Annotated in this window: 21 protein-coding genes and 1 pseudogene; 10 read left to right on the top strand and 12 right to left on the bottom strand. The window is 63.2% G+C overall.

The features are described 5' to 3' along the window. Positions 1-3: 3 nt before the first annotated feature. Both AC1RLU_RS06110 and AC1RLU_RS06105 read right to left on the bottom strand, forming a co-directional pair. Entirely contained in the window at positions 4-1,356 is a 1,353-nt protein-coding gene (locus tag AC1RLU_RS06110; protein WP_492794482.1) for an NAD(P)/FAD-dependent oxidoreductase, read from the bottom strand. Between the two features lie 74 nt (positions 1,357-1,430). Further along, positions 1,431-3,020, bottom strand: coding sequence for an ABC transporter substrate-binding protein (locus AC1RLU_RS06105; RefSeq protein ID WP_492794480.1), 1,590 nt, complete (start codon positions 3,018-3,020; stop codon positions 1,431-1,433). A 194-nt stretch (positions 3,021-3,214) separates the two neighbouring features. Between AC1RLU_RS06105 and AC1RLU_RS06100 the strand changes: the two genes are divergently transcribed. The 7 genes from AC1RLU_RS06100 to AC1RLU_RS06070 are packed head-to-tail and all read left to right on the top strand — an operon-like array spanning position 3,215 to position 8,601. Beyond that, complete coding sequence (locus AC1RLU_RS06100; protein WP_492794478.1) at positions 3,215-4,228, top strand: ABC transporter permease; 1,014 nt, start codon at positions 3,215-3,217, stop codon at positions 4,226-4,228. Beyond that, positions 4,228-5,070: an ABC transporter permease gene (locus AC1RLU_RS06095; protein WP_492794476.1), complete on the top strand. Its 843-nt coding sequence runs from the start codon at positions 4,228-4,230 to the stop codon at positions 5,068-5,070. The genes AC1RLU_RS06100 and AC1RLU_RS06095 overlap by 1 nt, the downstream gene beginning before the upstream one ends. Positions 5,071-5,090: 20 nt before the next feature. Next, positions 5,091-5,375 (top strand): (2Fe-2S)-binding protein, encoded by a 285-nt coding sequence (locus AC1RLU_RS06090; protein ID WP_492794475.1) that lies wholly within the window; start codon positions 5,091-5,093, stop codon positions 5,373-5,375. Next, positions 5,368-6,828 carry an FAD-dependent oxidoreductase gene (locus AC1RLU_RS06085; RefSeq protein ID WP_492794474.1) on the top strand — a complete coding sequence of 487 codons (1,461 nt, stop codon included), beginning with the start codon at positions 5,368-5,370 and terminating at the stop codon, positions 6,826-6,828. The genes AC1RLU_RS06090 and AC1RLU_RS06085 overlap by 8 nt, the downstream gene beginning before the upstream one ends. Continuing rightward, positions 6,825-7,964 carry an NAD(P)/FAD-dependent oxidoreductase gene (locus AC1RLU_RS06080; RefSeq protein ID WP_492794473.1) on the top strand — a complete coding sequence of 380 codons (1,140 nt, stop codon included), beginning with the start codon at positions 6,825-6,827 and terminating at the stop codon, positions 7,962-7,964. The genes AC1RLU_RS06085 and AC1RLU_RS06080 overlap by 4 nt, the downstream gene beginning before the upstream one ends. A gap of 41 nt (positions 7,965-8,005) precedes the next feature. After that, positions 8,006-8,404, top strand: coding sequence for a hypothetical protein (locus tag AC1RLU_RS06075; RefSeq protein ID WP_492794472.1), 399 nt, complete (start codon positions 8,006-8,008; stop codon positions 8,402-8,404). 53 nt (positions 8,405-8,457) lie between these two features. Continuing rightward, complete coding sequence (locus tag AC1RLU_RS06070) at positions 8,458-8,601, top strand: hypothetical protein (protein WP_492795228.1); 144 nt, start codon at positions 8,458-8,460, stop codon at positions 8,599-8,601. 256 nt (positions 8,602-8,857) lie between these two features. Here the strand turns inward: AC1RLU_RS06070 and AC1RLU_RS06065 are convergent, their stop codons facing one another. The 7 genes from AC1RLU_RS06065 to AC1RLU_RS06035 all read right to left on the bottom strand — a co-directional run bounded on the left by AC1RLU_RS06065 (position 8,858) and on the right by AC1RLU_RS06035 (position 17,133). Then, positions 8,858-8,983 (bottom strand): hypothetical protein, encoded by a 126-nt coding sequence (locus tag AC1RLU_RS06065; protein ID WP_492794471.1) that lies wholly within the window; start codon positions 8,981-8,983, stop codon positions 8,858-8,860. Positions 8,984-9,169: 186 nt separating this feature from the next. Further along, positions 9,170-10,426 carry an NAD(P)/FAD-dependent oxidoreductase gene (locus AC1RLU_RS06060; RefSeq protein WP_492794470.1) on the bottom strand — a complete coding sequence of 419 codons (1,257 nt, stop codon included), beginning with the start codon at positions 10,424-10,426 and terminating at the stop codon, positions 9,170-9,172. Between the two features lie 3 nt (positions 10,427-10,429). Further along, positions 10,430-12,022, bottom strand: a complete 1,593-nt coding sequence (locus AC1RLU_RS06055) for an FAD-dependent oxidoreductase (protein WP_492794468.1) — start codon at positions 12,020-12,022, stop codon at positions 10,430-10,432. Positions 12,023-12,048: 26 nt separating this feature from the next. Further along, positions 12,049-13,710: an ABC transporter ATP-binding protein gene (locus tag AC1RLU_RS06050; RefSeq protein WP_492794467.1), complete on the bottom strand. Its 1,662-nt coding sequence runs from the start codon at positions 13,708-13,710 to the stop codon at positions 12,049-12,051. Beyond that, on the bottom strand, positions 13,707-14,531 hold the full coding sequence (locus AC1RLU_RS06045) for an ABC transporter permease (protein ID WP_492794465.1): 825 nt from the start codon (positions 14,529-14,531) through the stop codon (positions 13,707-13,709). Before AC1RLU_RS06045 ends, AC1RLU_RS06050 begins: the two co-directional genes overlap by 4 nt. A gap of 63 nt (positions 14,532-14,594) precedes the next feature. Next, entirely contained in the window at positions 14,595-15,548 is a 954-nt protein-coding gene (locus tag AC1RLU_RS06040; RefSeq protein ID WP_492794464.1) for an ABC transporter permease, read from the bottom strand. Between the two features lie 22 nt (positions 15,549-15,570). Next, positions 15,571-17,133 carry an ABC transporter substrate-binding protein gene (locus AC1RLU_RS06035; protein ID WP_492794463.1) on the bottom strand — a complete coding sequence of 521 codons (1,563 nt, stop codon included), beginning with the start codon at positions 17,131-17,133 and terminating at the stop codon, positions 15,571-15,573. 215 nt (positions 17,134-17,348) lie between these two features. Here AC1RLU_RS06035 and AC1RLU_RS06030 point away from each other — a divergent pair, with 215 nt between their 5' ends. Further along, the gene (locus tag AC1RLU_RS06030; RefSeq protein WP_492794461.1) at positions 17,349-18,011 is read left to right on the top strand and encodes a helix-turn-helix domain-containing protein; all 663 of its coding nucleotides are present in this window, start codon (positions 17,349-17,351) and stop codon (positions 18,009-18,011) included. Positions 18,012-18,054: 43 nt separating this feature from the next. Here AC1RLU_RS06030 and AC1RLU_RS06025 read toward each other — a convergent pair. Beyond that, a pseudogene (locus AC1RLU_RS06025) lies at positions 18,055-18,352 on the bottom strand (IS30 family transposase); the annotation flags it as partial. A gap of 182 nt (positions 18,353-18,534) precedes the next feature. On the opposite strand from AC1RLU_RS06025, the gene AC1RLU_RS06020 reads away from it, so the two are divergent. Next, positions 18,535-19,101 carry a recombinase family protein gene (locus AC1RLU_RS06020; RefSeq protein ID WP_492794459.1) on the top strand — a complete coding sequence of 189 codons (567 nt, stop codon included), beginning with the start codon at positions 18,535-18,537 and terminating at the stop codon, positions 19,099-19,101. A gap of 488 nt (positions 19,102-19,589) precedes the next feature. After that, positions 19,590-21,035, top strand: a complete 1,446-nt coding sequence (locus AC1RLU_RS06015) for a hypothetical protein (RefSeq protein WP_492794458.1) — start codon at positions 19,590-19,592, stop codon at positions 21,033-21,035. Positions 21,036-21,187: 152 nt separating this feature from the next. On the opposite strand, the gene AC1RLU_RS06010 is transcribed toward AC1RLU_RS06015, so the two are convergent. Together AC1RLU_RS06010 and AC1RLU_RS06005 are read right to left on the bottom strand one after the other, a co-directional pair. Continuing rightward, positions 21,188-23,518 carry a DEAD/DEAH box helicase gene (locus tag AC1RLU_RS06010; protein ID WP_492794457.1) on the bottom strand — a complete coding sequence of 777 codons (2,331 nt, stop codon included), beginning with the start codon at positions 23,516-23,518 and terminating at the stop codon, positions 21,188-21,190. Then, positions 23,518-25,485 carry a site-specific DNA-methyltransferase gene (locus AC1RLU_RS06005; protein ID WP_492794456.1) on the bottom strand — a complete coding sequence of 656 codons (1,968 nt, stop codon included), beginning with the start codon at positions 25,483-25,485 and terminating at the stop codon, positions 23,518-23,520. The genes AC1RLU_RS06010 and AC1RLU_RS06005 overlap by 1 nt, the downstream gene beginning before the upstream one ends. Between the last annotated feature and the right edge of the window lie 400 nt (positions 25,486-25,885).

Below are 25,885 nucleotides of genomic sequence, written 5' to 3'. Positions count from 1 at the left end.
GGATCAGCCGGCGGTCTCGCGCTGCCGGCCGGACAGGGCCCGCCGCCGATCCAGCTCGTCCATCAGCCTGAACCAGCCGCCCACGATCGGCAGGAACCAAGTCGAGCCGGTGTAGAGCGGATGGCCGGGCAGGGCGCCGCCATCGTAGAAGGCGCAGTCCTCGGCGCGCTCGCCGGCGATGCGCGATGCCGCGGCATGGCCGAGATAGCTCATCATCGCGATGCCGCTGCCGTTGCAGCCGAGGCTGTAGTCGAGTTCCCGCGTGCAGCCGGTATGTGGCAAGGCATCGAAGGTGAAGCCAGTGTTGCCGCTCCAGGCGTGGCTGATGCGGATGGACGATAGCTGCGGGAAGCGCTCGATCATCATCTCGCGCAACAGCCTGGCCAGTTCCCGGGGCTGGACGGAGGTGAAGCGTGCACGGCCGCCGAATATCAGCCGGCGCCGGTCCGGCGACAGCCGGTAGTAGCAGAGGACCCGCTTGGATTCGGTGATCATGCGTCGGTTCGGGATCAGCTCTTCTGCGAGCCCGGCCGGCAACTCCTCCGTGGCGACGACATGGCTGGCGATGGGGATGACGCGGCGCCGGATGAAGGATTCGAGGGCGCCGCTATAGCCATTGGTCGCGATCAGGACGTGGTCGCCGGCGATCTCGCCGCGATCGGTCCGAACCCTCCAGCCGGAGCCCGTCTTGTCGACTCCACGTGCCGTGGTCCTGGCCGCGAGCCTGACGCCGGCGGCGCAGCAGGCCCGCAGCAGCCCCGCGAGATAGAGAGCCGGATTGATCGTGGCCGCGCGGGTCGAGACGACGCCGCCATGATAGTAGTCGCTCGCGACCTCGCGATGCTGGTCGCGCGGGTCGACGAGGAAGCAGCTCTCGTCGCCGCCGGCGAGCCGTTGCGCGACGTCCTTCGCCTGGTTGTCGAAATGCGCGGGCGTGCAGCAGCCCATGAAGCGCCCGTTCAACTCCAGCGAGCACTCGATCCGCTCCCGTGCGATGATGCCGAGCGTGTGATCGAAGGCGAGGGCGGCGCCCCGGCGCAAAGCGGCGATCCGCTCCGGATCGCGCAGTGCGATCTGCCCGGTGAAGGATTTGCCGATCGCGATATTGGCGCCGAAGCCGCCGCCGTTGCGGGTGCTGGCGCCGCCGCCGAGTTCGGAGGCGTCGAGCACGATGCAGTCGATGCCCTGCCTGGCCAATTCGAGCGCAGCCGACAGCCCGGCATAGCCGCCGCCGACGACGATCGTCGCGGATCGCGCCGTGAAATCGTTGTGTTCGACGGAGCCGGGTCTGAAGAAGTCCCACCAATAGGGTTCCGGCAAGAAGTCCGGGTGCAGGAACTGTGCTGAAGCCGCCATATCTCAGTTCGCTGTCTTTGCTCTCGCAGATCGTCGGAACGACCCCCCATACGGGGCCGCGATGTCGGCCCCGCCTATGGCGCGGGCTTCAGCTCCTCGAGGGCCATGAGGCAGCAGACGGTGCTGCGGACGTTCTGGACCGCCTTGCGGTGCACGATCAGATTGTCGGGATTGATCACCGGAATGATGATCCGGTCCTTCATCATCTCCTCGGCGATGCGGTGATAGAGCTCGTCCCGCTTGCTGCCGCTGGACGCCAGGGCCTCCTTGTAGAGCGAGACCTCGCGCGGGTTGATGATCGAGGGATCGCGCTCGGCATGCGCACGCTTGGCCCAGACCGTATCCGGCATCATGCCGAAGAAGTTGACCATGTTCGAGGGGCCGAAGAAGCCGGGAATGGCGTAGGAGATCGTCATCGGGATGCCGTCCCCGCTGATGCGCTCGCGAAACACCGGGAAGGTCACGGGCTGCAGCTCGACCGCGATGCCGACCTTCGCGAGATCCTGCTGGATCAACTGCATCGTCATCGACAGGTCGATGCCGTAGGCGTTGACGGCCGGGAAGGCGGCGACGATCTTGAACCCCTTGGGCACGCCGGCCTCCGCCAAGAGGGCCTTGGCCTTGGCGAGATCCTGCTTCGGCGCCGGTAGCGGCAGGTTTGCGTAGAAGGCGCCGTGCAGCGGCGAGGGCTGCGCGACGCCGGCGCCGTTGCCGACAAACTCGATGATCTTGTCGTAGTCGATCGCGGCCGCGATCGCCTCGCGCACCTTGGGAACGAGCGGCGTGGCGAGGCCCTTCGCGCCGGGACTCAGGGCGACGTAGATCGTCGCGAGGGAGGGCGCGCGCGAGACCACGATGTCCGGGCTCTTGACGGTCTTCACCGTTTCCATGTCGACCTGCATGGCGATGTCGGCATCGCCGCTCTGCAGGAGCTGCATCTGGCTGACCGCGTCCTTGGACTGCTTCAGCACGATGTTGTCGAAGGCCGGGGCTTCGCGCCAGTACTGCGTATTCCGCTTGAGGCGAACCTCGCTGTTGGGCCGGTAGCTCTCGAGCACATAGGGGCCGCTGCCGGCGGAGTTCGCCAGCAGCCAGTTTTCCGCGCTGTCCTTGACATTGGCGTCCGCAGCGTCCGTTCCGCCGTGCTTCTTCAGCAGCTCGCTGTTCAGCACGACGGTGTAGGCGTCCGCCGCCTTGGCCAGAACGTCGGAATCGGGCGCCGCCAACTTGACGACCACGGTGTGGGCATCCGGGGTTTCGATCGCGGTCACGCCGGTCATGCGTAGCGCGGCGCTTCCCTTCAGGTTCCTGAGGCGTTCCCAAGACCATTTCACGTCCTTGGCCTCAATCGGCGCGCCGTCCGAGAACTTCGCCTTGGGGTCGAGATGGAAGGTGTATTCGGTCAGGGACTCGTTGAATTCCCATTTGGTCGCGAGCTCGGGGACGAAGCCGCGATTGTCCGGCGAGAGCGTGACGAGGCGCTGATAGGTTGCGCCGATGAAGAGCTGGCAGGTGTCGCAGAATGCCCGGCCCGGATCGAGCGAGTTCAGGTCCATATCGCGGGCGACGACCAGGGTCTTGCTCGCGGCCTGGGCGTGGACCGCCGTCAGCAGTGTCGCGGCCAGGATGGCCGAACGCGCTATTGCCCTATGATGAAGCGTCATCTTATCCTCCGTCCCCTAAAGCTCGTCCGACTTGATTGCCCCGACTTGGTCAGCGTTAATGCGCGTCGCCCTCTTGACCGGAGCTATTTTGATATATCATATAGTCAGAATAATGTGTCAATATGGAGCTGTTGGGCGACTGAAGAATTCGCGCGACGGCCAGACCCAGATCGAAGCCCAGGTACCTGCCGCCGATGAGTCGCTATATTCTCGGACGATTGCTCGCCATGCCGCTTCTGGTGCTCGGCATCGTCACGGTCGCCTTCTTCATTTCCCATCTGTCGAAGGGCGACCCGCTGACCGCGATCGTCAGCGAGCGCGAGATGGATAATCCCGAGATCGTCGCAGCGGCGAAACAGCGCTGGGGCCTAGACCGCAGCAAGGCCGAGCAATACGTCATCTACATCGGCAATTTGCTGAAGGGGGATCTCGGCACCTCCTTCGTGACGAAGAGGCCGGTCGCCCAGGATATTTCGGAACGCTTTCCGGCCACGCTCGAGCTGGTGCTCGTGGCGATGCTCTGGGGCTCGGTCGGCGGGGTGACGCTCGGCGTCCTGGCCGCCGCATTCCGCAACAGCGTCGTCGACCATCTCGCGCGGCTGTTCGCGCTCTTCGGGGCTGCCCTGCCGGTGTTCTGGTCAGGGCTGCTGCTGCTGTTCATCTTTTCGGTCGAGCTCGGCCTGCTGCCGGGGCCGGGCCGCCTCGATGCGCGTGCCGTCGCACCTCCCCATATCACCGGAATGTACATGCTCGACGCGTTGATCGCGGGGGACCTCGCAGCCTTCGGGAACATCGCATATCACATCCTCCTACCGTCCTTCGTGCTCGGCTGGACCGTGATCGGGATCGTGTCGCGGCTCGTGCGGGCCAGCATGCTGGACGTGCTCGGGCAGGACTATATCCGCACCGCCCGGGCCAAGGGCGTGCCGGAGCGCCGCGTGATGTTCTTCCACGCGCTGCGCAACACGCTGATTCCGACGCTGACCATCATCGGGCATTCCTTCGCCTATCTCCTGACCGGGGCGGTGCTGACTGAGACCGTGTTTTCCTGGCCGGGCATCGGCTCCTATGCCGTGGGCGCGGCGCGCTCCCTCGATTATCCCGCGATCATCGGCGTCACGATCGTCGGCGGGCTGGCGTTTCTCGTCACCAACCTGGTCACCGACATCGCCTATGCAATCGCCAACCCCAAGATCAGGCTGAGCTGATGACCATGGTCCTGCCCAGCATCCGTTTGGTGAGGATGCCGTCGCTGGCGAAGGCGCCACTCTATCTCGGCGTGGCGGTCCTGCTCGCCTGGTTCGTCGTCGCTCTCACCGTCGATCTCTGGTCGCCCTATGCGCCGCTCGATATGGTCGGCCGCAGGCTGCAGCCGCCGAGCTGGGCCCATTGGTTCGGCACCGACGCGCTCGGCCGCGACGTGCTGACCCGCACCCTCTACGGCGCCCGCCAGTCGCTGCCGACCGCGGTTGCGGTGGTGGCGATGGCCATGGCCATCGGCGCGGCGCTCGGCGGCATCGCTGGCTTCTGGGGCGGGCTGCTGGGCGGGGCGATCATGCGCCTAGTCGACATAACCCTGTCCTTTCCGCCGATCCTCTTGGCGATGGCCGTGGCGGCGGCCCTCGGGCCGGGGCTGCAGAACGCGATGCTGGCGATGGTCATGGTCTGGTGGCCGGTCTTCGCGCGGCTCATGCGTGCGCAGGTCCTCGAGGTGAAGCAGCGCGAGCATATCGAGGCGGCGAGGGCCTGCGGCGCCGGCCCGATCCGTATCCTCTGGGTGCACGTCCTGCCGCTCTGCTGGACCCCGCTGCTGGTGCACGCGACGATGGATCTCGGCCAGGTCGTGCTGCTGGCGGCCTCGCTGAGCTTCATCGGCCTCGGAGCGACGCCGCCCACGCCGGAATGGGGCGCGATGATCGCCGACGGTGCGACGAGTTTCTACCACTGGTGGATCGCCTTCGCGCCCGGATTGGCCATCGTGATGCTGGTCCTGGGTTTCAACTTCGTCGGAGACGGCCTGCGCGACAGGTTCGATCCCCGTTCCGAGTAAGGCACAGCCGGGTATTCGCCATGCCGTTCAAGCCCCTCGCAGCCACAGCCGGACCAGGCGTTTTGGTCAGCATCTTCGGCGAGGTCCGCCGAGTGCCGGCCGGCATCTCTGTCGCTGCCGCGCTTCTGCTGTCCGGCAAGCAGGCCAACCGAACCTCCCATGTCGGCCGTGCTCCGCGCGGACCGTTCTGCCTGATGGGCTCCTGCTTCGAATGCATTGTCGAGATCGACGGACGCGAAGGGCGCCGCGCCTGCATGACGCTCGTCGCCGAGGGCATGCGCGTGGAGAGGCAGCCGGATGTCTGACGCTTCCGCCACCCGCGAGGAGATCGATCTCGCCATCGTCGGTGCCGGCCCGGCCGGGATGAGCGCGGCCATCGCCGCATCCGAGCTCGGCGTCGAGACGCTGGTCATCGACGAGAAGCCTCATGCCGGCGGCCAGATCCATGCCGGGGTCGAGGCCGGGACGCAGCCGCAGGCGCTGGTGGCCGGAAGCGACCACGCCGACGGCCGTCGCCTGATCGAACGGTTCCGCGCCTCGCCCGCGCGATATCGTCCGAGCTCGACGGTGTGGGACATCGCCCGCGACGGCACGCTCTATGTCAGCGACGGCGAGACCAGCCGCCGCGTCAGGGCGCGGCGCATCGTGCTGGCGACCGGCGCGCTCGAACGTCCCTTCGCCTTCCCCGGCTGGACCTTGCCGGGCGTCATGACGGCCGGCGGCGCCCAGCTCCTGCTGAAGACCGGCGGGCTCGTTCCGGAGAGGCCGGTCGTCCTCGCGGGAACGGGGCCGCTGCTCCTGCTTCTGGCGGCACAGTACCATGCCTGCGGCGTTCGTATCGCGGCGATCCTCGACACGACGCCACGCTCGCATTGGCTGGCCGGCGCGCTGCATCTGCCCGCCGCCCTGGCGGCTGGCCCGCTGGCATTCAAAGGGCTGAGGCTGCTCGCCCGGATCCGGCAGGCGCGCATTCCGGTGGTTCGCGGCGTGATCGCGCTCGCCGCGCTGGGAACGGAGCATCTCGAGGCGGTGCAGTACGAGGCCCATGGCCGGCGGGAGACGATGGAAGCCTCGCTGCTGTTGATCCATCAGGGTATCCGTCCCGACACGCATCTGTCACGCGCGATGCGGCTCGATCACGCCTGGGACGAGAGCGGCCATTACTGGCGCCCCGTCCCGGTGGAGCCCTATGGCCTCGTCGCCTGCGCCGGCGATGGAGCCCGTGTCCTGGGCGCTCGCGCCGCCGAACATTCCGGCCGGCTCGCCGGCCTCGATGCTGCCGTCGCGCTCGGCGTCTTATCGGCTCCGGCGCTTTCGAGCCTAGCGCGCGCCTCTCATGCGGCGCTGGCCAGGGCGACGAGGGAGCGGCGCTTCATCGACGCGCTCTACGCGCCGCCGGCCCCCTTCCGCGTTCCCGCCGACGCCGCCACCCTGGCCTGCCGATGCGAGGAGGTCAGCGTCGCGCGGATCAGGGACGAGGCCCGGACGACTACCCCGGACATTAACGGCATCAAGTCGCGCCTGCGTTGCGCGATGGGCGCCTGCCAGGGGCGGTACTGCGAACCGACCGTGCAGGAGATCGTCGCGCTGGCGCGGGGGCTCGAACCGCGCGATGTCGGCCAGTTGCGCATCCGTCCCCCGATCAAGCCGATCGCGGTCTCCGAGCTGGTCGGTCTCGGCGTGGCGGAACTGCCTGCGGAAGGAGCGCTTCCGGCTTACGTGCCCCGGGGTGCCGCAGCCGGCGGCAAACGCGCATGACGTCTCATCCCGACGCCATCGTGGTCGGAGGCGGCATCCATGGCTGCTCGGTCGCGATGCAGCTTTCCGCACGGGGTCTCAAGGTGCTGGTGCTGGAGAAGGACGTCACCGCGCGGCACGCCTCCGGCGTCAATGCCGGCAGCGTCCACCATATTCCGCGCCTGGTCCAGGAGCTGCCGCTCGCCGAACATACCCTCCGGATGTGGCACCGGATCGCCGAAATCATTGACGACGACTGCGGCTTCCGGCAGGTGGGCCATCTCAAGATCGCGGAAACGCCAGCCGATATCGAGCCGCTCCATGCCGTCGCGAAGGGCGTGCGCGACCACTGCACTATCGCCGAGCAGCATCTCGACCAGGCCGGGATGCGCGCTCGAGAGCCCCATCTTTCGGACACCTGCGTAGCCGGCATCTTCTCGCCCGAATGCGGTTTCGCCTTGCCCGCGCGCACGGTACAGGCGTTTCGGCGCAAGGCGGAAAGCCTCGGCGCGGTTTTTCGCGAGCACACCGAGGTGACCGGGGTGAGCGGGGCCGGCGGCGCCTGGCAGGTGCAAACGGCAAGCGAATGCTTCCGGGCCGCGATCCTGGTGAACTGCGCCGGCGCCTGGGGAGACAGGATCGCGGCCTGGGCTGGGGAGCCGGTCGTTCTGACGCCGCTCGCGCTGATGATGACCGTTCTCGCGCCTATGAAGCCTCTGATGCACACGGTGATCGGGCTGACCCGCCGGCGCCTGTCTATCAAGCAATTCCCGAACGGCACGGTCGTGATCGGCGGTGGCTACACCGGGACCCCCGATCTGGAGAGCGGCCTGGCGCATCTCGACTACGGGCTGCTCGGCTATAATCTGCGGGCGGCGGCCGAGGTCTATCCTGCCTTGCGATCGGCACGCGTGATACGCTGCTGGGCCGGCCTGGAAGGAAAGACGGAAGACGGTCTTCCGGTCATCGGGCCGAGTTCGACGCAGCCCGGCTTGTGGCACGCCTTCGGCTTTTCCCAGCACGGCTTCTATCTGGGACCCGCCGTGGGGCACGTGCTGGCGGAATTGATCGTCTCGAACAACTGCGTCGTTCCGGTTCAGGCGATGAATATCGTGCGCTTCCAGGGCGCGGCGCAACACAGGGCAACCGCTCGCTAAGAGAAGAAGGATGTAGGATATACGCGACGACGCGACTCTTCGTGAACGCCTTCCAGCCTTCGTTCAGGCGGATGGAGAAGGATCGCAACGGAGTAATGGTGGGGCAAGCGCCACCATCCGCCGATGACGCTCTGCGATCGGCTCATGGGGGATCCGCGCCCAGCCAAGATATCCGCAGTCGAGTCGAGGCGTTGTGCGCCGATCTCGATCCCGTGCGGCTGCTTGCCGAAATCCGGGAGCTGCAGGGGTCGTTGACGGCGATCGCGGATGGCGCGGCCTCCAGGGATGAAAGTCGCGCCCGTTCCGATCGATGCATTCCTAGGCTGCGCGTGACCTGGCAGGCCGGCGAGGCCCCGACCGCGCACAGCAACCCGACGCAAAAGCGCGATCGACGCCGTCCTGACCCTCTCGCCGCCGTCAACGACAAGCTGCAAGCGTAGTTCGAGGCTAACCCGTCGCGCTCTGGCGGCGATCTTCTGGCCGCCTCCAAACCATCTGTCCCGGACGATATCCTGACGCCCTGCTTCGGACCATCCAGCGGCGACTGAAAGGTTGGCGCGGCGCAATGGCTTCCGCGCTCGTGTTCGGTATTGAGCGAACGGAGGGTCGACCCGATGCGCGCTCGGGGGCCTCCTGAGGAGGAAAACGCTGCCAAACTTGGGGAACATCGCCGGGTGAGACAATACGCGCGCTCATCCAGATCGTCGCGCTATATTCATGAATGAATTGGTGCTCTGCTGGCGCCGAGGTCAGAAGCCGGAGGTAATGCAGTCGCGCGCCTATCGCACCATCTCGCTCTTCAGTTCCATCCGCGTGATGTAGATGGTGGTCGAGATCAGCCGGCCTATCGAGCTACCGGAGGCTTCGAGGATAGCCTCGAGCTTCTTCTGCACCTATGTGGTCTGGCCGGCCATCGGCAGCGTCTTGTCGTCGGCGATGATGCCGCCGATCGAGAGCGTTCCGTTCGCGGGAACGACGCGGTGCATGATGGGGGTCGGCATCAGTCGAGCAAGATTCATGAAAGTCTCCTAAGCAGGGAAAGGATTCCGCCCCCCGGCTGCACCCGGCGATGAGGTGAGCGGATGTGCGGCCGGCAGGGGCCCTATGGCATCGGACTGAAAGGTGGATTCCGTGTTGAGAAAGTTCGATGTAATGCCAATGAGATAGCTCGTTATGCGCGCGCGTCCTGCAGTACGCGCGGCGACCTAGCGGCTGCGGAAACGGTCGGGCGAGTAGGCTGCGAGGTCCCCATTTGCCGACGCCCCTTGCGCGAGCAGGCGTTCGACGAGCTTGGCGGTGCTCGCCGCCCCGGTCAGGCCCAAATGGCCATGACCGAAGGCCATGACCATATTCTTGAATTCGCGGCTGCGTCCGATTACCGGAAGGGAATCGGGGAAACAGGGCCGGTGGCCCATCCAGAAGCCCTCCACGCCCTGCATCGAGGCGCCGGGCAGAACATGCCGGAGGTCGTCTTCCAGCAATGCGGCCCGAAACGCATTCGGGGCTCGTGCTAGGCCGCCGAACTCGACGGTTCCTCCGACACGCAACCCGCCTTCCATCGGCGTGATGAAGACCTTGCGGTCGGCTGGAACGATGCATCTGTTCACCGAGATGCCCGGGTTAGGCAGCATGATGTGATATCCGCGTTGGCTTTCCAGCGGCAGCCACAGGCCGAAGGGCTTCAGCAGCTCCGCGGACCAGGCGCCCGCCGCGAGGCAGAATTCATCGCCGTGATAGGTTGCCGCCGCGCCGCGCGCGCTCACCACCTTGCCGTCGGAGATGTGCAGCTCGACGATCTTATCACGCGCGATTGTGGCGCCGCCCTTTGCGAGCGCCTCGGCCAGCTTTTGGCAATAGCGATGCGGATTGATGCAATGTGCCAGTTCCGACTGGAAGACGCCTAGCGTATATGCAGCGTCGATCGAGGGTTCGAGATATCTGATCCCTTCCCTGTCGATCGTCTCGAAGCGAGCGCCATGCCGGCGACGCAGTTCCCAAGACATCCTGTCCTTAGCGAGCTGCTCCTCGCCTCTGTACAGATACAAATGGCCGCGTTGCTCGACTAGCTCCGGCGCACCGATCTCCTCGACGACGGACTGGTGTAGCTCGACTGCGTTCCAGTGCAGATCGTGCAGCGCCTGCGATGCGGCATCGACGCGGCCGGGCTGCGATGCCCGCAGAAATCCAAGAAACCAAGGCAGGGCCCGCGCCCAGTAAGTGCTCGGCACATGCAAGGCACTGCTTCTGTCGATCAGCATCTTTGGAATCGAGCGTGCGATGCCTGGCAAAGCGAGTGGCACGACGCCGCTCGAAGCGATGGCCCCTGCATTCCCGTAGCTGGCTCCCATTCCGGGCGGCTCCGGATCGACAACGGAGACCTTGTGTCCAGCACGCATAAGCTTCCAGGCAATGCTGAGCCCGATGATGCCAGCGCCGATTATCACTACGTTACGGCTGGCCATCATTCACTCGGCGTGCAGGTGGAGGTGTTGGACGTGCTTCCGGAAGCCGTCGATCTCTGCTGCGACGCGGCTTTCATCCCAACCCATAATATCGGCCACGGCTTCCGCTGCATTCGTAGCGAGCTGCAGGCCCATTCGCTCCGTCCACCCGGCGGGCACGCGGCGGAACAGAAGATCGGTCAGTGTCACCGGGTGCTCTGCGGCGGCGGCGTGGCGAATCTCGGCCACGCTGATCCTGGGCTCAGAGTTGATCAGGGCGGGTGACGTTCCGTCGTCCTTGAAGCGGTTGGAGGAATAGTCGATCTGGCGTGCCGGCCCCGATGGTTTCAGCATCCGCGCCACCGCCGCACTCGCATCGGCTCCGGCCGAGCGATGGCTCATTAGCGGGCCCCCTGTCAGAGCCATGACGCCGGGCATTCCCTCGTCGCTCAGGTCGTGGAGAACGCGTTCTCGCAAGCCCTTCGGAGCGTTCGGCCCTGACGTCCAAGGCCTGACGCCGGCCCAGGCATACAATACGTCCTCGCGGCGTAAGGGCATCTCGGGCAGCATGTAACGGACCTCATCGATCACCCATGCGATTTCGCTTTCCGTGGGGTGGATGTCGTCCAGATTGCCTTCGTACGGCACCTCGGTGGGGCCGACATAGTGATGGTCATGCCAAGGCAGCACGTACATGTGCTCGTTATGCCGGTTCTGCCAGGTAACGCTGGCGCCTTTGCATTCCGGGGGCAGTCTGAAGGCGATGTGAATGCCCTTAGTCCCGGTAATCTTGCGGGTCACCTTCGCGGAGGTGCTGCGGCCGTTGACCTGATCGATCCAGATGCCGGCCATGTTCATCACGATCTTCGCGTTCACCTCGACCTTCGTGCCGTCGACCCCATCACGCAGGACGACATGCCAACGCTGGTCCTCGACCCGCTTCAAGCTGACGGCCTCGGTGTAGTTACGAATGGTCGCGCCGAGCTTTTCGGCACCCAACGCCGTATCGACCACGATCCGCTCGGGCCAGCGAAACTGGAAATAGTCGAAGGTTGCGACACTCGCGATCTTGTCGGGTTCGCGCAACCATTTCAGCAAGGGACGCCGACGAGCTTCGGCCGATGAGATCCGCTGGTACCCGAGATCAACGCCTCCAGTGCCGAGCAGCTTCAGGACGTTGATGCCCGCGTCGAATTGCCAGGGCTGGTAGATGCTGTCCTTGTAGAGCGGGAAGCAGAACTTCACCTTCTCGAGGAGTTCGGGCACGGTCTTTACCATCTGCGCCCGGCTGGAAAGAGCGAAGCGCGCCATCCGGCACCCAGAGAGGAAGCGGCGTGGCTTCAGAACGAAATCCCATGGCGAATGACCGCCTGCGAGATAGTGCATCCCATTGCCGAGGAGGCGGCTGGAGCGACTGCTCGAACCTGATCCGAAATCCCCCTTGTCGATGAGAAGGACCCTGAAACCATCCGCCGCGAGATGCTGAGCGGTGCTGGAACCATTGGCCCCACCACCGATGACAAGGACGTCGAAGGATTGACCTTCGAGGGCTTTCAGAGAGGAACGGCCCCTTGCGCCCACCTCGTCGACAACGTCATTCCGAAGACCTTCAGTCATCTTTGCTTTCCACTGCTGCGCTGGTTTCAAACGCCGGCTGCGATGCGCTTCGCCAAGGCCTCATTTCGTGGGGCTGCTTCGAGCAGCCAATCCGCCCTCAATTCCGGTACGGATGAAACGAGAAGCTGCGTGTAGGGATGGCTGGGGTTCCGGAGGACCGCCTGTGTCTCGCCGGCTTCCACGATCTTGCCGCGGTTCATGACGATCGTCAGATCCGCGATACTGGAGATCGCCGCTAGGTCGTGGCTGACGAACACAACCGAAAGGCCCAACCGGTCTTTCAGGTCGCGGATCAGTTCGAGAACTGCGACCGAAACAATCGTATCCAAGGCGGAGGTGACTTCGTCGCAGATCAGCACGTCGGGTTCGGCGGCCAGTGCGCGCGCCAGATTAACCCTCTGCTTCTGGCCGCCCGACAACTGACGAGGGTATCGCTCGGCCATATCCGGAGGCAGTTGTACCAATGAGAGTAACTGCTTCACGCGGGCCTTTCGCTCCGATGAAGGCATGCGGAAGAAGTGCTGGAGCACCCGTTCGAGCGTCCTGCCAATAGTGTGTTTAGGGTTGAGTGCGGTATCGGCCATCTGGAAGACCATTTGGACGCGGCGTAGCTCATCCTTGCTGCGTCCGGAAAGCGAGGCGCTCAACTGGTTGCCGTTCAATCTGACGCTGCCGCTGGAGCGGGGCAGCAATCCAGCAATGGATTGAGCGAGGCTTGTCTTGCCCGAACCCGACTCCCCAACGATCGCTAAAACGGCGCCTCGGGCCAGCTCGAAGCTTGCAGTATCAACTGCCAAGATGTTCGGCCGGCCGCTCGGGGAGCGTGCGCCATATCCTGCACAGAGCGCATCGACGGAGAGCACCGTCTCCCGACCAGATGCGATGCCTGCCTGACGCGCATGCACGTTGGTCTTCCTGAAGGCGGCGAGTAACTCTCGGGTATAGGGTTCGGCCGGGGCGTGGAGCAGTGTATTTGTCGATCCCGTCTCGATAATGCGCCCGTTGCGGAGCACGACGATGCGGTCTGCCATTTGGGCGACTACCGGTAAGTCGTGGCTGATGAAGAGAGCGCTCGTGCCTTGCTGCGCGATGGCCGACCGCATGGCCATCAGCACCTCGACTTGCGTGGTGACGTCCAGCGCGCTTGTCGGCTCGTCCAGGACGAGCAAAGCCGGAGCCTCTAGCATGCCCATGGCGAGCATAAACCGCTGCAATTGCCCACCGGATACTTCGTGGGGATATCGGTTTCCGATCAGCTCCGGCTGCGGCAGACGGAGAGTCTTGTAGAGCGAGATCGCGTCCCGCCGCGCATCGTCGACTTCGCGGGTCCGGTGAGCCACGGAAGGTTCGAGCACCTGCCGTTCCAGCCTCAGGCTCGGGTTGAATGAAGCTGCCGCGCTCTGCGCCACGTAAGCGACACGCCGCCCTCGGATGGATTGGAGTTCGCGCTTCTCCATCGCAAGAACGCTACGGTTCTCGAGCTCGACCGTTCCGCTCGCATGCTCCAACCCAGCGCGGATCAGTCCAAGGCAGCTCAGGCCGATCGTCGATTTCCCGGAGCCGGATTCGCCGATCAGTGCCACCACCTCGCCCCCGGCGACTTCGAGCGAGATGTCGTCGACGATCGTACGGTCGCCTGATTGCGACTTGACCGTGAGGTTTCGAATACTGAGTACGTTCTTTCTCATGGCTTGCGTCCATGTTCGCCAGCGATTGAGAGCGTATCAACGAGGTAGTTCAGGCTGATCGTTACGCTCGCGATGGCCAGTGCAGGCCAGATCGCCGCGAGTGACCCGGCTGCCAATCCCGATATGTTGTCGTGAACAAGCGTCCCCCAGTCGGCTTTGGGAGGCTGGACGCCCAATCCCAGGAATCCGAGACTACTGATGAACAGGATGGCGAAGCTCACCCGGAGGGCGAAGTCGACGGCCAACGGGCCGACGATGTTGGGAAGAATTTCCCGAACCATGACGTGGAATGTGCCTTCGCCGCGGGCGGTCGCAGCCTTGATGTAATCTTGCACGACGATGTCGCGCGCGAGCGCTCTCGCGATACGGAACACGCCGCCCGAATAGACGCTGCCAGTCATGATGACGATGACGGACAGGGACGGCCCGAGAACCGCGACGACCACGAGGCCAACGATGATCTTGGGGACCGACAGGATGACGTCGACGAAGCGGCTGCTTACCGCGTCGATCCATCCGCCCTTCACCGCAGCGAAAATCCCGAGGGTGACGCCGATCAAATGAGCGAGGGCTGCGGCCGCGACACTCATCCCGATGGTCAACTGCGTTCCGGCCAGCAATCGCGAGGCGATGTCCCTGCCCATGTGGTCGGTACCGAGGAGGGCGCCTGCGGCATCGGCGAAGGCATCATCCGCGATGAAGTCGGTTGGATCGTGGGGAAGGAGAAACGATCCGAAAACGGCAACAACGAGCCAGAACGCCAGAATTCCGGCGCTAACGACGATTCCCGGACGAACGGAGGAAATCCTGTATAACTTCATAGACGCGCCATGGGCTGGAATTGTCTCGACCTGCGTTGCCGTCGGCGAGCGGTTGCTCGCGGGTTAGGCTCGCGTGGTTCGTCTCAGGCGAGGATTTGCGGTTGCTGCCGAGACGTCCGCGATCAGGATGAGGAGGATGTAGACTGACGAGAAGATCATCGCGCAGGCCTGGATGACCGGCATGTCGCGGCCATTCACAGCGTCGATCATCAGTCTCGCCAATCCTGGATAGGCAAACACTGTTTCGACCACGACGACGCCGCTCACGAGATAGGCGATGTTCAACGCAATGACGTTGGCCAATGGACCCGCCATGTTCGGGCAGGCGTGCACCAGGACCTTTCGCCTTGCCGAGACACCCTTCAGGTCCGCCATCTCGATGAAAGGCAGCGTCAGGATATTCGCGATTGTCGACTTGGTCATGCGGGCGATCTGGGCCGTGATGTGCAGGACCAGCGTCAGGATCGGTAGCACCATCGCGAAGGAGAGCGACCGTAATGACATGCCAGGTGTGATATAGGACACGGCTGGCAGCCATTTCAGTTGCACCGCGAACAGCGCGACGGCGACCGTGGCCACCAGAAATTCCGGCACGGCCGCGAACCCCATCACGACTGTCGACATGAGCCGTTCCGCCAGCGTCCCCCCGTACAGCGCCATGAACACGCCGAGCAGCACTGCGATTGGGACGGCGATGGCTGCGGTCAGCCCTGCGAGGACGGTCGTGTTCCAAAGCCGCTCCTCTAGCAGGTTCGAAACGGGGCCGCGGGTGGTCGTCGACATGCCGAAATCGCCTTTGACGATGCCCATGAGCCATCGGCCATAGCGCTCCACCGCGGTACCTGTGATACCGAGCTCCCTGCGCAGCTGTTCGGTGCTTTCCTTGGTAGCGTACTGCCCGAGTTGCAGATCCGCCACGTCGCCAGGCAGGATCTCCGTGGCAGAGAAGATGACCGCCGACAGAACGATCAAGGTCGCGAGGGCTGCCGATAGGCGCAGCCCGATCAGTTTGATCATGAAGCTCTCCCGGCGTGGCGCATCATTCGCTGAGCCATGCGCTGTTGGCAAAGTCGTACCCGCTGAGCGAGCCTATGGGCAGAGCGGACAAGCCATTGACCTTGTTAGACAATCCGTCGACGTAGCTGATGAAAGACGGGATTGTCATCGCGGCGGACTCGTAGATTAGGGTCTGAATCCGTCCGTACATTTCCTTGCGCGCCTTAACGTTGGCCTCGGCGCTTGCCTTGTCGATGAGCTGGTCCACCTCCGGACTGGTGAATCTTGGCCTGTTCCACGGCGCTCCCGAGCGCCAGCTCAAGTTGAGGTTCATGCCCTCGGTGGGCCGCGGGTTCATTGTATTGGCGCTGACCGGCCGGAAGCCTGATACGTTGTTGTAGAAGCTATCAGAAGGATTTCGCCTGACATCGAGATTCAAGCCGATGCGGCTGGCTTCTCGTTGCAACAACTGAGCGATGTCGATGCTGAACGACGAGGCATCGCTGACGTGAACCTCGATCGGCGTCGCTCCGACCCCCGATCGCGAGAAATGGAACTTGGCTTTGTCGCGGTCGAGCGCGCGCTGCGGCAGATCTGCGTTGTAAAACGGAGTGTCAGGCATGAACGGGTGGTCGTTCGCGATAACCCCTCTGCCTTTGAGGACTGTCTCAAGGAAGCGCTTCCGGTCGATCAGATGCGCCATCGCCAGCCTGAACTCCAGATTGGACGAGGGATCGAGATCCATGCGGTACACGATGCCAGTGATGCGCCGCGTGTGGGTCACTAGGAGCTTGGCGACCGAGGATTTCTCCACATGGTCGATGGGCGGACCGCGCAGTTCGTTGACGACGTGAACGTCACCCGCAAGGAGTGCATTCACCCGAGCTTCGGGATCGAGGATCGTGAACAACTCAAAGCCGTCGAGATATGGAAGGTTAGGTCTCCAATAATTCTCGAAACGGGTACCCGATGTGCGCAGTCCGGGCCTGAATTCTTTCACCCGGAATGGGCCCGTGCCATTGGCTTGCGTGAAGTCGGTGGTCCCATCACGGACAATCGAGAAATGATAGGTTCCGATGACGAGTGGGAAGTCTGCGTCCGGAGCGACGAGCTCCACCACAACGGAGTTCGGAGCATCGACCCTGACATCGGCCACGTTCGCAACGATCTGCTTGGCCGCGGAGGCAACTGCTTTATGTCTCAGGATGGAAAAGCGGACGTCTTCGGCGGTTAGGGCTGAGCCGTCATGGAACGTAACGCCCGACTTTAGCTTGAATTGCCAAAGCTTCTGGGATGCATCGACAGGGCCAAACGACTCGGCAATCTCGGGGATGGCGCCCCCTTCGGGATTGATCCAGGTCAGGGTGTTGTAGAAGCACCGTGCTCGAATGTAGTCGCCAGCCTGCACGAACTTCGCTGGGTCGCAGGTATCGTTGGTACTCTGCGTGTAAGTGGCCACTTTCAGAACGCCGCCTCGGCGCGGCGACGACTGCGCCGTCGCCGGCAGAAGGGGCAGGCTCGCCCCCGCGATCAGCCCCAAGAGCACGTTCCTGCGCTGAGGATGAAGCAAACCGCTTCCGTCAGCCTGGACGTCTGGATTGGACATCGAACATCCTCCTTTCGTCGCCAGCGCGACGGAAATGGTCGTGAATTTCGGTCTACCCTCTAAGCTCCATGTCGATCTGAGGTGTCTTCACATTCAGACTGCATGAAATTATTGTTCATCACGTTCACATAGAGTGAAATTACTGTCAAGCTGGCTTGATCGGGCAGAGAGCCCCACCTATTGGTTGTCTCAAATGTGGTCGAGGAGCATCATCATTGGCTAAAGCGCGGGCAGAGGATGTGCAGCCGCATCAGGCTTTAGAGCGCGTCTCCGGCGGAGATCCGGAGATGACGAGGAGCGCGGATTCGGCTCATGATTTGAGAATGGGCGCGACGGTGAAGGCCTTTCGCGTGCAGCTGGGCTGGCCCATATCCGAGCTGGCGGCACGCACCGGGCTTTCCGTAGGAATGATCAGCCAAATTGAACGCGGGCTTTCTACGCCGTCGCTTCGTTCACTCAGACTGCTCTCTGCAGCGCTCGACGCTCCGATCGCCCAGTTCTTTGATCCACCAGCGACGCGGACGATATCGATATCGCCTTACGTGGTTCGTACCGAGGACAGGCAAAGCCTTCAGTTAAACGCGACTGGGATCGTCAAGACGTCGCTCGTTCCTTCCGGGATGGGGATGGTCGAAATGTGGGAATTCACCATAGCTCCAAATGGGTCTTCTGGCGGTGACCTGCTCAATCAGGAAGGTGAAAAGGCAGGTGTCGTTCTATCTGGCCGTCTTAAATTATGGATCGACAATAAGCCGGTGATAATCAAACCGGGAGACAGCTTCCGCTTTTCCAGTATGCTGCAACACAAGATCGAGAATCCCTTCAAAGAAGAGGCGCGCATGATCTGGATTATCACACCACCGATTCGCCGTGCGTGAGCAAATGTGAGTTCTTGCTGAAGCACAATTCGCGAGGGGCGCGCTATCCGCTTGTCCCCGTTTGAGCGAGGAGCTTATGCCGGAAAACGTCGGCTGGCGTTCTATATCTAAGGCGCTTTCGGGGGGCGTTCAGTCTTTCGCAAATGTCCATCAGCTTTTGGTCGGTGAGGGAGAGGGGGCTGGGGAGAGCCATTTCGTGGCTTTGGTGTATCGACGGTGCCTGTCTGCCAGGGCACTGCGGATCGCAAAACCAAGTCTGAGCCCTCGCCGTGACGATAGGGCTGGCCGGTAAACTCAGTTCCTCGGTCGAAGGTGATTGAGCGGCGCGCGCGATTGGGCAGGCGAACACACCAATCTGTCGATGACAGCGCACTACGCACTTTCTTAAACGGTCGTTTCTGCGAGAGCTGCAGCACAGTCGTAACCATGGCCGGTTTTCCCAGCGATTAGTCTCGCAGAACTCGATTGCAAAACCTCCTTCTCATGAGACCATCTTCGAGATGAGTTTTGCGAGAGGGGCAGCATGCAGATCGGGTACGCGCGCGTTTCGACAGATGGGCAGGATCACAGCCTGCAGCTTGATGCTCTTCGGGCAGCGGGGTGCGAGAAGGTCTTCATCGAGACTGCGAGTGGCCTGAAGTCTGATCGGCCCGAACTGGCCAAGCTCCTCGATCACGTTCGCGCCGGCGACGTCGTGACGATATACAGCTTGTCGCGGTTGGCGAGGTCGATCCGGCACCTGCTCGATGTTGCCGAGAACCTGCGCGCTCGAGACATCGGACTGAAGAGCCTCACCGAGGGCTTCGATACGACGACAGTCACCGGACGCTTCATGTTCAACATCCTTGCCGCGCTCGGCGAGATGGAAGTCGAGCTTCTCCGAGAGCGGACTCATGCTGGTCTTCGAGCCGCGCGCGCCAGAGGTCGCGTTGGGGGGCGGCCAAAGTCGCTCGACCCGGTCAAACTCAAGGTTGTGAAAGCCATGATCGCCGAGGGCTCCCTGACGATGGCCGAGATCGCGGCTCATGTGCAGGTCGCACCTAGCACGATCTACCGAACGGTGAGGGGAGGGCGGAGCGCGCTGGTCTGACGATTCGTCGGTCGTTACGGTCAAGTCCGCGCACATAAGTCAGTCGAATCCGACCCCTCGGCGTGATGACGCATTTGCCTGTCATTTGCCCGGTTAGACAAGGCCGCCTCCGGCGGCGGGCAATCCATCTCCGCATCGAGGTGACCGAGTCCTCTTCTCCCTCAAGCCCGCCGCGAGGTCTTCGAGGTCCGAGGAGCGAAGCGCTCGGCCGCGGAAGGCCGAAGCGGCACGCGGATCCCGCTTGCGGGAGCGGCGTCCGATCCAGTCCAGCTCAATTGCACCTGATCATTACGAGGGGCGCTGGCGCGCCCCGTCATGCCGCGTGCGCCACCTTCGCGCCTGCGCCCTCCGGGCTGACGGCGCTCGCTGCCTTCTCGGCTTGAGGACTAAAGTAAATTGCTATCCCGAGCTCGATTGCCGTAAAAATAAATGTGTCATCTCTGTTTATATAAGAGGGCGAGTGACAGATTTAATTACGGATATTTTGGATGGATATTACAGTTTACGAAGGACCTCCTGGCAGCAGGAAAACGCTGACGCTTCTCGATGCGATCGTTTCGACTCCTGGCCGGCACATTGTCGCTTTCCCTCGCACTCCTCTGATTGACGAGCAGGCCGAATACTGCCGCCAGAAGGCTCGCGAGCTCAACACGCGGCCCTCGATCGTCAAGCACCATTCGAAACAGCCTGGTAGCCGTGGTGACGTCGGTCGGCAGATCGAGGATACGCTCAAGGCCAAGGCCGACCAGGCCCATGTCCTGCTGATGATCACCCACGCGGCGCTGCTCGAGCTCGATCCGGACCTGCTCGTGGGCTGGCACGTCGCGTTCGACGAGAACCCCGACTCGAGCGTTGTCTCCGGGACGTTCGTGGCTGCTGCATCGTGGAGCACGCTCCATCGTCACTTCCAGCTCGAGCCGGTTGCCGGCGCTCGCGTCTGGCAGGTCCTGGCGCACGACGACGCGCCGATGCTGACCAGGAGGCAGATCGCGGCCGAAGGGGAGGGTGAGTTTCAGACGTTTCTCACCTATGCGCGCAACCCGCGCCGCGCGGTCTTCGTCGATATCGGCGACTGGGAGGATGCCAAATCGGGCCGGAAGGTCGGCTGGTGGTCGATCTGGACGCCGCTGGTTCTGGACCAGTGCGCGTCCGTAACGTTCACCGCCGCGGCCTTCTTCGACAGCCTGCCATACCGTGCGACGCAGTGGCTCGCTGGCGATGTGCTCGAGCCCAAGCGTATCGATCTTGGTGCAGGTGCCTCGCGTGCGTGTACGCGCGCGCGCGTTCACTACTACACGCGGCATGCTGGTTCGACCGAGTGGTGGAAGACCCACGAGGGCAGCCTGTGCTTGGTCAAGATCTCCGAGCATCAGGCGCAGCTCGGCGGCGTCGGTTACTGGTCCTGCAATCCTGAGATCTGGGCCTTCTTCTGCCACCGTTTTGATGGCGTCCACTGCAAACCCAAGCAGGCCGGGACCAACAGCTTGATCGAGCATCGCTCGTGTCTGCTCATCTATTCGTCTAAGGCGCAGGCTGGCGATGGACCGATCATGGAACTGCTTGGGCTAGATCGGCAGGACGTTCGGAGGGCACGCGAGTTCGAGGATGTCCGGCAATTCGCGTTGCGCGGAGCTCTTCGCAGGCCGGATTTTGACAGCGACTACGACGTGTACCTGTACGATCAGGCTCAGGCCGAAGATCTCGCCAGCTATCTGCGTGAGATCGGGATCGCAGACGTCGAGGTCGTACCGGTCGCGGACGCGCAGACTTTGGAAATGGTCCGGCCAGAAGCGGTTCCGTTCGAGAAGAGGGTATCGCTGACCGCAAAGGAGAGGAGGGATCGGAACACTGAGGATCAGCGGCGGAGGAGGGCCGACATCAAGGCGCAGGAGGAGGCGAGGGGGATCGTGCGGCGGAGGAGGGGGCGGCCGTAGGGCTAAGCGTTCGATTAAACATCCGATAGTCTAGGCGGCGCTCAATCTCCGTCGGGAGACCAAGTGCTGAATTAAGTGATCGAGCGCCTCTCTTCCGGCAAACACGACGCGTGATCGGCGGCTCTAGTCGGGGCTGCTAACGAAACGTTCAGTCAGACTGTAAGGGCAGAGTCCACCGCAGCGCGCGCGTCATTGCACTTGATCGCGTGCAGGCGGCCGGAAGCCCATCGCCAGGTCGTGAAGCCATCCGGACCGTGCTTTCCTATTTGCCCGGACGGGGCGATATTCCACTGCCCCTCAGAGATAAGCCGAAGAAAGATGCGCGCGCGGTCGCCGGTCCCATCGATGTCGAAGAGCTTCCTGCGGCTGTCTTCGGAAAGCAGGTGGTCACCCTTGGTGTCGATGGCGACGACCGTGCGATCGACCCAGACGAGGAAGTCGGGCCAGAACGTCGCCGTCGAACCGCGGTCGAGCAGCGGGATGAAGTAGCCGGAGCCCTCCGGATTCCTGCACCAGACGCGCTGCGTCCTGTCAAGGGCCCTCGCTATATCGAGTTCGAGACCATTCAGACCGCTGTAGGCCGAATGCAGCGCGTTCGAGAAGTTGACCGCGGCGGACGGATTCACGGGCACGGGTCCGACCGCATACGGCGGATCGTCGTCGTTCTGCAGCAGCCGGCTGTGCTCGATGAAAGCCGAGACGACCTCGCCGGCCTTTTCGCGAACGTGGGTCGCCGCCAGGCTGTTGATCTCGACCAGGGCGTCGAACTTTGGAAGCTCGATGTCGACAAGGTTCACCGGCCCTCCGGCGCGGCGCAGGCCTCCAGGAAAGAGGCGCTGAAGCTCGCGCCGGAAGATTGCTCGGACGGTGACCCGATTGCTATGCTCTACGTCCACCCATTCAAATGTGGAGGCTCCCTTCACACCGATTTCCTGCAGCACCTGCATTCGGCTACCAGGCCCGACCGTGTTCTCGCCACCGCCGCGGAAGTCCATCATCCCGCTGATGATGCGACCGATGGGCTCTCGCGCGGCGCCGGAGTAGATCGATGTTGTCGGAACAAGCCGCTGCCTAGATGGCATTTCTCGGTAGCGCTCCGCGCGACGGTTCTCCGGCCGGACCGTCAGCTCGATGGAGGGGTGCTCGCTGGCAAGCTGCGATTGGATGTCTTCGATGATGTCCTCGAAGACACCCTTCTCGTCTGACCGGATGTAGAAGTGTGCCGTGTTGAGGATTGGGTCGGGGTAGTGCTTCGCGTTCGGCTGGCGGAGGACGCGGCCGATCACCTGCGTGATCTGACGCGTCGAGGCCATCTCCTTGTCGATGTAGGCGAAGCCGCAGAACGGATCGTCCCAGCCTTCCTGAAGGGCGAGGTTGAAGATGATGTGCTCGTACCCGCCGCTGATGAAGCGGTCGTAGTCACGGTCGGCCCCGCCGAAGAGGTTGAACGAAGGCGGTGGGGGAGTGTCCTTGGTGAAGGTGAGTTGCGAGTAGACGGCGATCTTGGCCGCATCGATGCCGGACGCTACCAGGTGACGCCAGATCAGGATTGGCCGTGCGGCGCGTTCCTCGAAGGACCGGGCCGCGTCCTCTGCGATAGGCAAGCCGTCGACCGTGTTCGTCGTGCAGACGTAGATCGCCTTCGGCTGGAACGGCTCGTCGACCAGCGCGGCCGCCTCCGTCGCCAGTGCGAGATCCGCGAGGAGCGCGTCCACGGCGGTCTCCATCGGCGTCACGTAGCCACCGACGTTGATGCGTTGCTTGACGAGCCCGCTGTCGACGACATCACGGCTGGCCACCGCCGTCCTGAAGTTCTCGTCCTTCCAGTCCCGGTCGGCGCGCAGACGCCCGATCACCCGTTCGAGCGATTGCGGCACGCTCGGCGTGGCGCTCGCCGAGATGAGCGCGTCCGGATCCAGTTCGAGGAGCCGCGACGTCTGCAAGTCCGAAAGGTTCTGCCCCTCGTCGTAGATCACGAGCAGCGGCCGCCTCTGTCCGTTCGGCAGCCGCCGGCGCTTGAGCATCGTCCAGAGGGACTCGTCCGCCAGGTCCAACTGCGTCTGGAATATGCGGCGGTCATTCCCCTGATCGTCCTGGCGGGCGAACTTGCCCACGGTCGCGACGAGCATCAAGGGCGTGTCGCCGTCCTCGAGATGGGACGGCGCGAGTTCGAGCAGCGGCTTCACGTTGAAGCCGGGAATGTTCGAGGCGTACTTGCCGTGCGCGAGGTTCGCGTACGTCTGCCAGACGACCACGCGACCCTTGGAGAGCCACAGCACGACTGGTTGCAGGGGAAGTCGCGCCTGCATCTGGGTCACGGCGTCAGCGAGGATCAACGTCTTCCCGCTGCCGGTGATCGACACCAGCATCTGAAAGAACGGAATCGACCGGGTCCGGTCGATGGTCAGCGGGTTGACCGCGTACTCGCCGAAGCGCTCGGCGACTTGGCTCGCCGCCGCCGATTGAAACGGGAAGAGGTCCATCAGGCGGCCTCTTCCTCGCTGCCCTCGTTGTACCGCTCGTTCTCGTCGAGACCGAGATGAGCGAGGATGCGGTCGGGGATCTTCCAGAACCGCACGTTGGGCGATTGGAAGGTCTCGTATCGAGCGTAGACGTGGAACGGCGGCTTGATGCCGGCGCGCTTCGCCTCCGCCGAGACGATTTTGTAGCTGTCGAGATCCAGCGAACCGACCGGTCCGCCGTTGCTCCAGATCAGGAAGTAGCCGTCGCCTTGCTCGTCGCGGCCAACAAGCGTCTGGTAGCCATCCTCCTCGAACCGCAGGAGGCTCGGCGCGGTCCGGCGATGCGTCTCCCAATGCGAGGTGATGACGACGTCGATCAATTCGTCCCGCTTCATGTTCATTACGGCGCGGGCGTCGATGGTCCTCGTCAGCAACCGATACTCGAAGCCGCCGCCGAGGGCGTGGGCCGACTTCCCGCTCGGCCGGTCGCCGGTCACCGCGTTCTTCAGCCGCTGCCACGTCAGCGTCCGGGCGTACTTGTCCCCGGCCTCCGGAGCGCCTTGCTCGATGAGGATGAAACGCCGATGGGAATCGGTCTCGTCGTTCAACTGGAGCACGGCGTGGCCGATGGTGCCCGACCCAGCATAGGGGTCCAGCACCAGACCGGAGGGCGGGCACCAGATCTGGATGATCTTCCTGATGAGGCTGAGGGGCTTCACCGTCTCGAAGCCGTGGCCGGTTCCGACCATGTCTTCGAGTTCCTCGATCCCTTCACGACTGCGGCCCGATTCGGCGGCCGCCCAGGACACGGCTCCGATGCTTACGAGCCTGTCCGGATCGGCTTCGTCCATCCAGAACGTCGTTGGCACCGAGCCGACCTTCACGTGCGAGGCGTGGACCTTCAGCATCGGCTGAGCGTCGCCCTTCACGCCGAAATAGAGTTTCGGCCAGTCCCCAGCCTCCAAGCGGGCCAGCGCCGCCTCCCGCGCCGCGACGAGCTTGGGGTGGTTCAGGTCGAACTTGGCGTCCTTGCGGGTTGGCGCGCCCTTGATGACGAGCGCTTTCGGCTTGCCGTCCTTGAGCTCACGCTCCTCGTAGGCGGCGCCCCACTCGGCAAGCCACTTCCGCATCGTGGGCTTCTCGAAAGCCCAGTGCCTAGTGTCGAGGGGGTAATGAAGCTCGCCCGTGAATGGCGATTGGATAGCGTAAGTCATCGTCCGGTGGGAGGTCGGGCTGCGCTTCCCGGTGAGATCGCCCTGTTTCCAGTCGCCGATTTTGTCGCCGTCTCGGTTGCCGAAACGTTGATCCGCCTTCTCCGATCGCGGCAGCATCTCCGTCAGGCTGAGGACCTTGTCCTTGGCGTAGACAAGAACGTATTCCGTCGTGGTCGACACGTGGCGGGCGTTTTTCGGCGTCGTCTTCTGCCAGTTGATGATGGCGATCCGGTTCGCTTCGCCGAAGACCTCGTCCATCATCATGCCGAGGTGGAAGAGCTCATTGTCATCGATGCAGATAGCGATGACGCCGGTCGGCTTGAGCATCGCCCGCATCATCTGCAGGCGAGGCATCATCGTCTTGATCCATTTCGTGTGACGCGAGCCGTCCTCCTTGGCGACGATTGTCCCAAGGTCTGGATCGTTCGGGTTCGCGTCCCACTGGTCATTGTACCGGAACTGCTGTCCCGTGTTGTACGGAGGGTCCGTGACAATCAGATCGACCTGGCCCCGGTACTTGTACAGGGTGACCATGGCCTGGAGGTTCTCACCCTCCACAAGTAAGTTGAGCGACTGTTCGGCCGGCGAGCCGACATGTAGCTTCGGCTCCCGACGCATCATGCGAGGTCGAACGCGCTTAGCAATTTCCATGGCCGTGCGCTTCCCATGGAAGCTAAGTGCGACGCCGTTCGAGAGAAGACCCTTCGCGAGCGTGAGCAGCTCATCGCGATCCATGGCCTCCAGTGCGTCTATGTCTTTCAAAGTCTCACCCACCGACGCTCTCGCAACCGCTATTCGAACCCGATCTAAGCCCAGGCATTTCGACTACCACGGAACCGGAGCCAAAGGGATCCCGGGAGACGCGTACTTCACACCCCGTTGACACACTTTTATCGGACGGCGTGTCGACGACGCACGTCAGGATCACGGCATCCGCTCAGTTGCCGACGGCGGGATCTCCGATCCGCGAAGAGGCGACGTTGCCGCTCGGCGAGTGCTCGGCCCCTGTGGGCGTAGCAGCCGGCGACTTGCATAGCCGTGTCATCAAAGCCAAGTTGCCGTACTTGCCAGACAGTGAGAGAGCAGGGTGCAGCTTGGGTTGAAGAGATCCACACGATTTCTTCAACCAGCGAACGTCGTGCGGTAGCGGTTTTTGTGAAGGGGGCTCGATCGA

The organism is Allobosea sp. GW822-FHT05A11, assembly GCF_058800455.1.
This window is presented reverse-complemented; position numbering and strand designations above follow the sequence as displayed.

Excerpts from the sequence above, each read along its gene's own strand:
- AC1RLU_RS06110 (WP_492794482.1), bottom strand. The coding sequence starts at position 1,356 with ATGGCGGCTTCAGCACAGTTCCTGCACCCGGACTTCTTGCCGGAACCC.
- AC1RLU_RS06105 (WP_492794480.1), bottom strand. The coding sequence starts at position 3,020 with ATGACGCTTCATCATAGGGCAATAGCGCGTTCGGCCATCCTGGCCGCG.
- AC1RLU_RS06100 (WP_492794478.1), top strand. The coding sequence starts at position 3,215 with ATGAGTCGCTATATTCTCGGACGATTGCTCGCCATGCCGCTTCTGGTG.
- AC1RLU_RS06095 (WP_492794476.1), top strand. The coding sequence starts at position 4,228 with ATGACCATGGTCCTGCCCAGCATCCGTTTGGTGAGGATGCCGTCGCTG.
- AC1RLU_RS06090 (WP_492794475.1), top strand. The coding sequence starts at position 5,091 with ATGCCGTTCAAGCCCCTCGCAGCCACAGCCGGACCAGGCGTTTTGGTC.
- AC1RLU_RS06085 (WP_492794474.1), top strand. The coding sequence starts at position 5,368 with ATGTCTGACGCTTCCGCCACCCGCGAGGAGATCGATCTCGCCATCGTC.
- AC1RLU_RS06080 (WP_492794473.1), top strand. The coding sequence starts at position 6,825 with ATGACGTCTCATCCCGACGCCATCGTGGTCGGAGGCGGCATCCATGGC.
- AC1RLU_RS06065 (WP_492794471.1), bottom strand. The coding sequence starts at position 8,983 with ATGAATCTTGCTCGACTGATGCCGACCCCCATCATGCACCGCGTCGTT.
- AC1RLU_RS06060 (WP_492794470.1), bottom strand. The coding sequence starts at position 10,426 with ATGGCCAGCCGTAACGTAGTGATAATCGGCGCTGGCATCATCGGGCTC.
- AC1RLU_RS06055 (WP_492794468.1), bottom strand. The coding sequence starts at position 12,022 with ATGACTGAAGGTCTTCGGAATGACGTTGTCGACGAGGTGGGCGCAAGG.
- AC1RLU_RS06050 (WP_492794467.1), bottom strand. The coding sequence starts at position 13,710 with ATGAGAAAGAACGTACTCAGTATTCGAAACCTCACGGTCAAGTCGCAA.
- AC1RLU_RS06045 (WP_492794465.1), bottom strand. The coding sequence starts at position 14,531 with ATGAAGTTATACAGGATTTCCTCCGTTCGTCCGGGAATCGTCGTTAGC.
- AC1RLU_RS06040 (WP_492794464.1), bottom strand. The coding sequence starts at position 15,548 with ATGATCAAACTGATCGGGCTGCGCCTATCGGCAGCCCTCGCGACCTTG.
- AC1RLU_RS06035 (WP_492794463.1), bottom strand. The coding sequence starts at position 17,133 with ATGTCCAATCCAGACGTCCAGGCTGACGGAAGCGGTTTGCTTCATCCT.
- AC1RLU_RS06020 (WP_492794459.1), top strand. The coding sequence starts at position 18,535 with ATGCAGATCGGGTACGCGCGCGTTTCGACAGATGGGCAGGATCACAGC.
- AC1RLU_RS06015 (WP_492794458.1), top strand. The coding sequence starts at position 19,590 with ATGGATATTACAGTTTACGAAGGACCTCCTGGCAGCAGGAAAACGCTG.
- AC1RLU_RS06010 (WP_492794457.1), bottom strand. The coding sequence starts at position 23,518 with ATGGACCTCTTCCCGTTTCAATCGGCGGCGGCGAGCCAAGTCGCCGAG.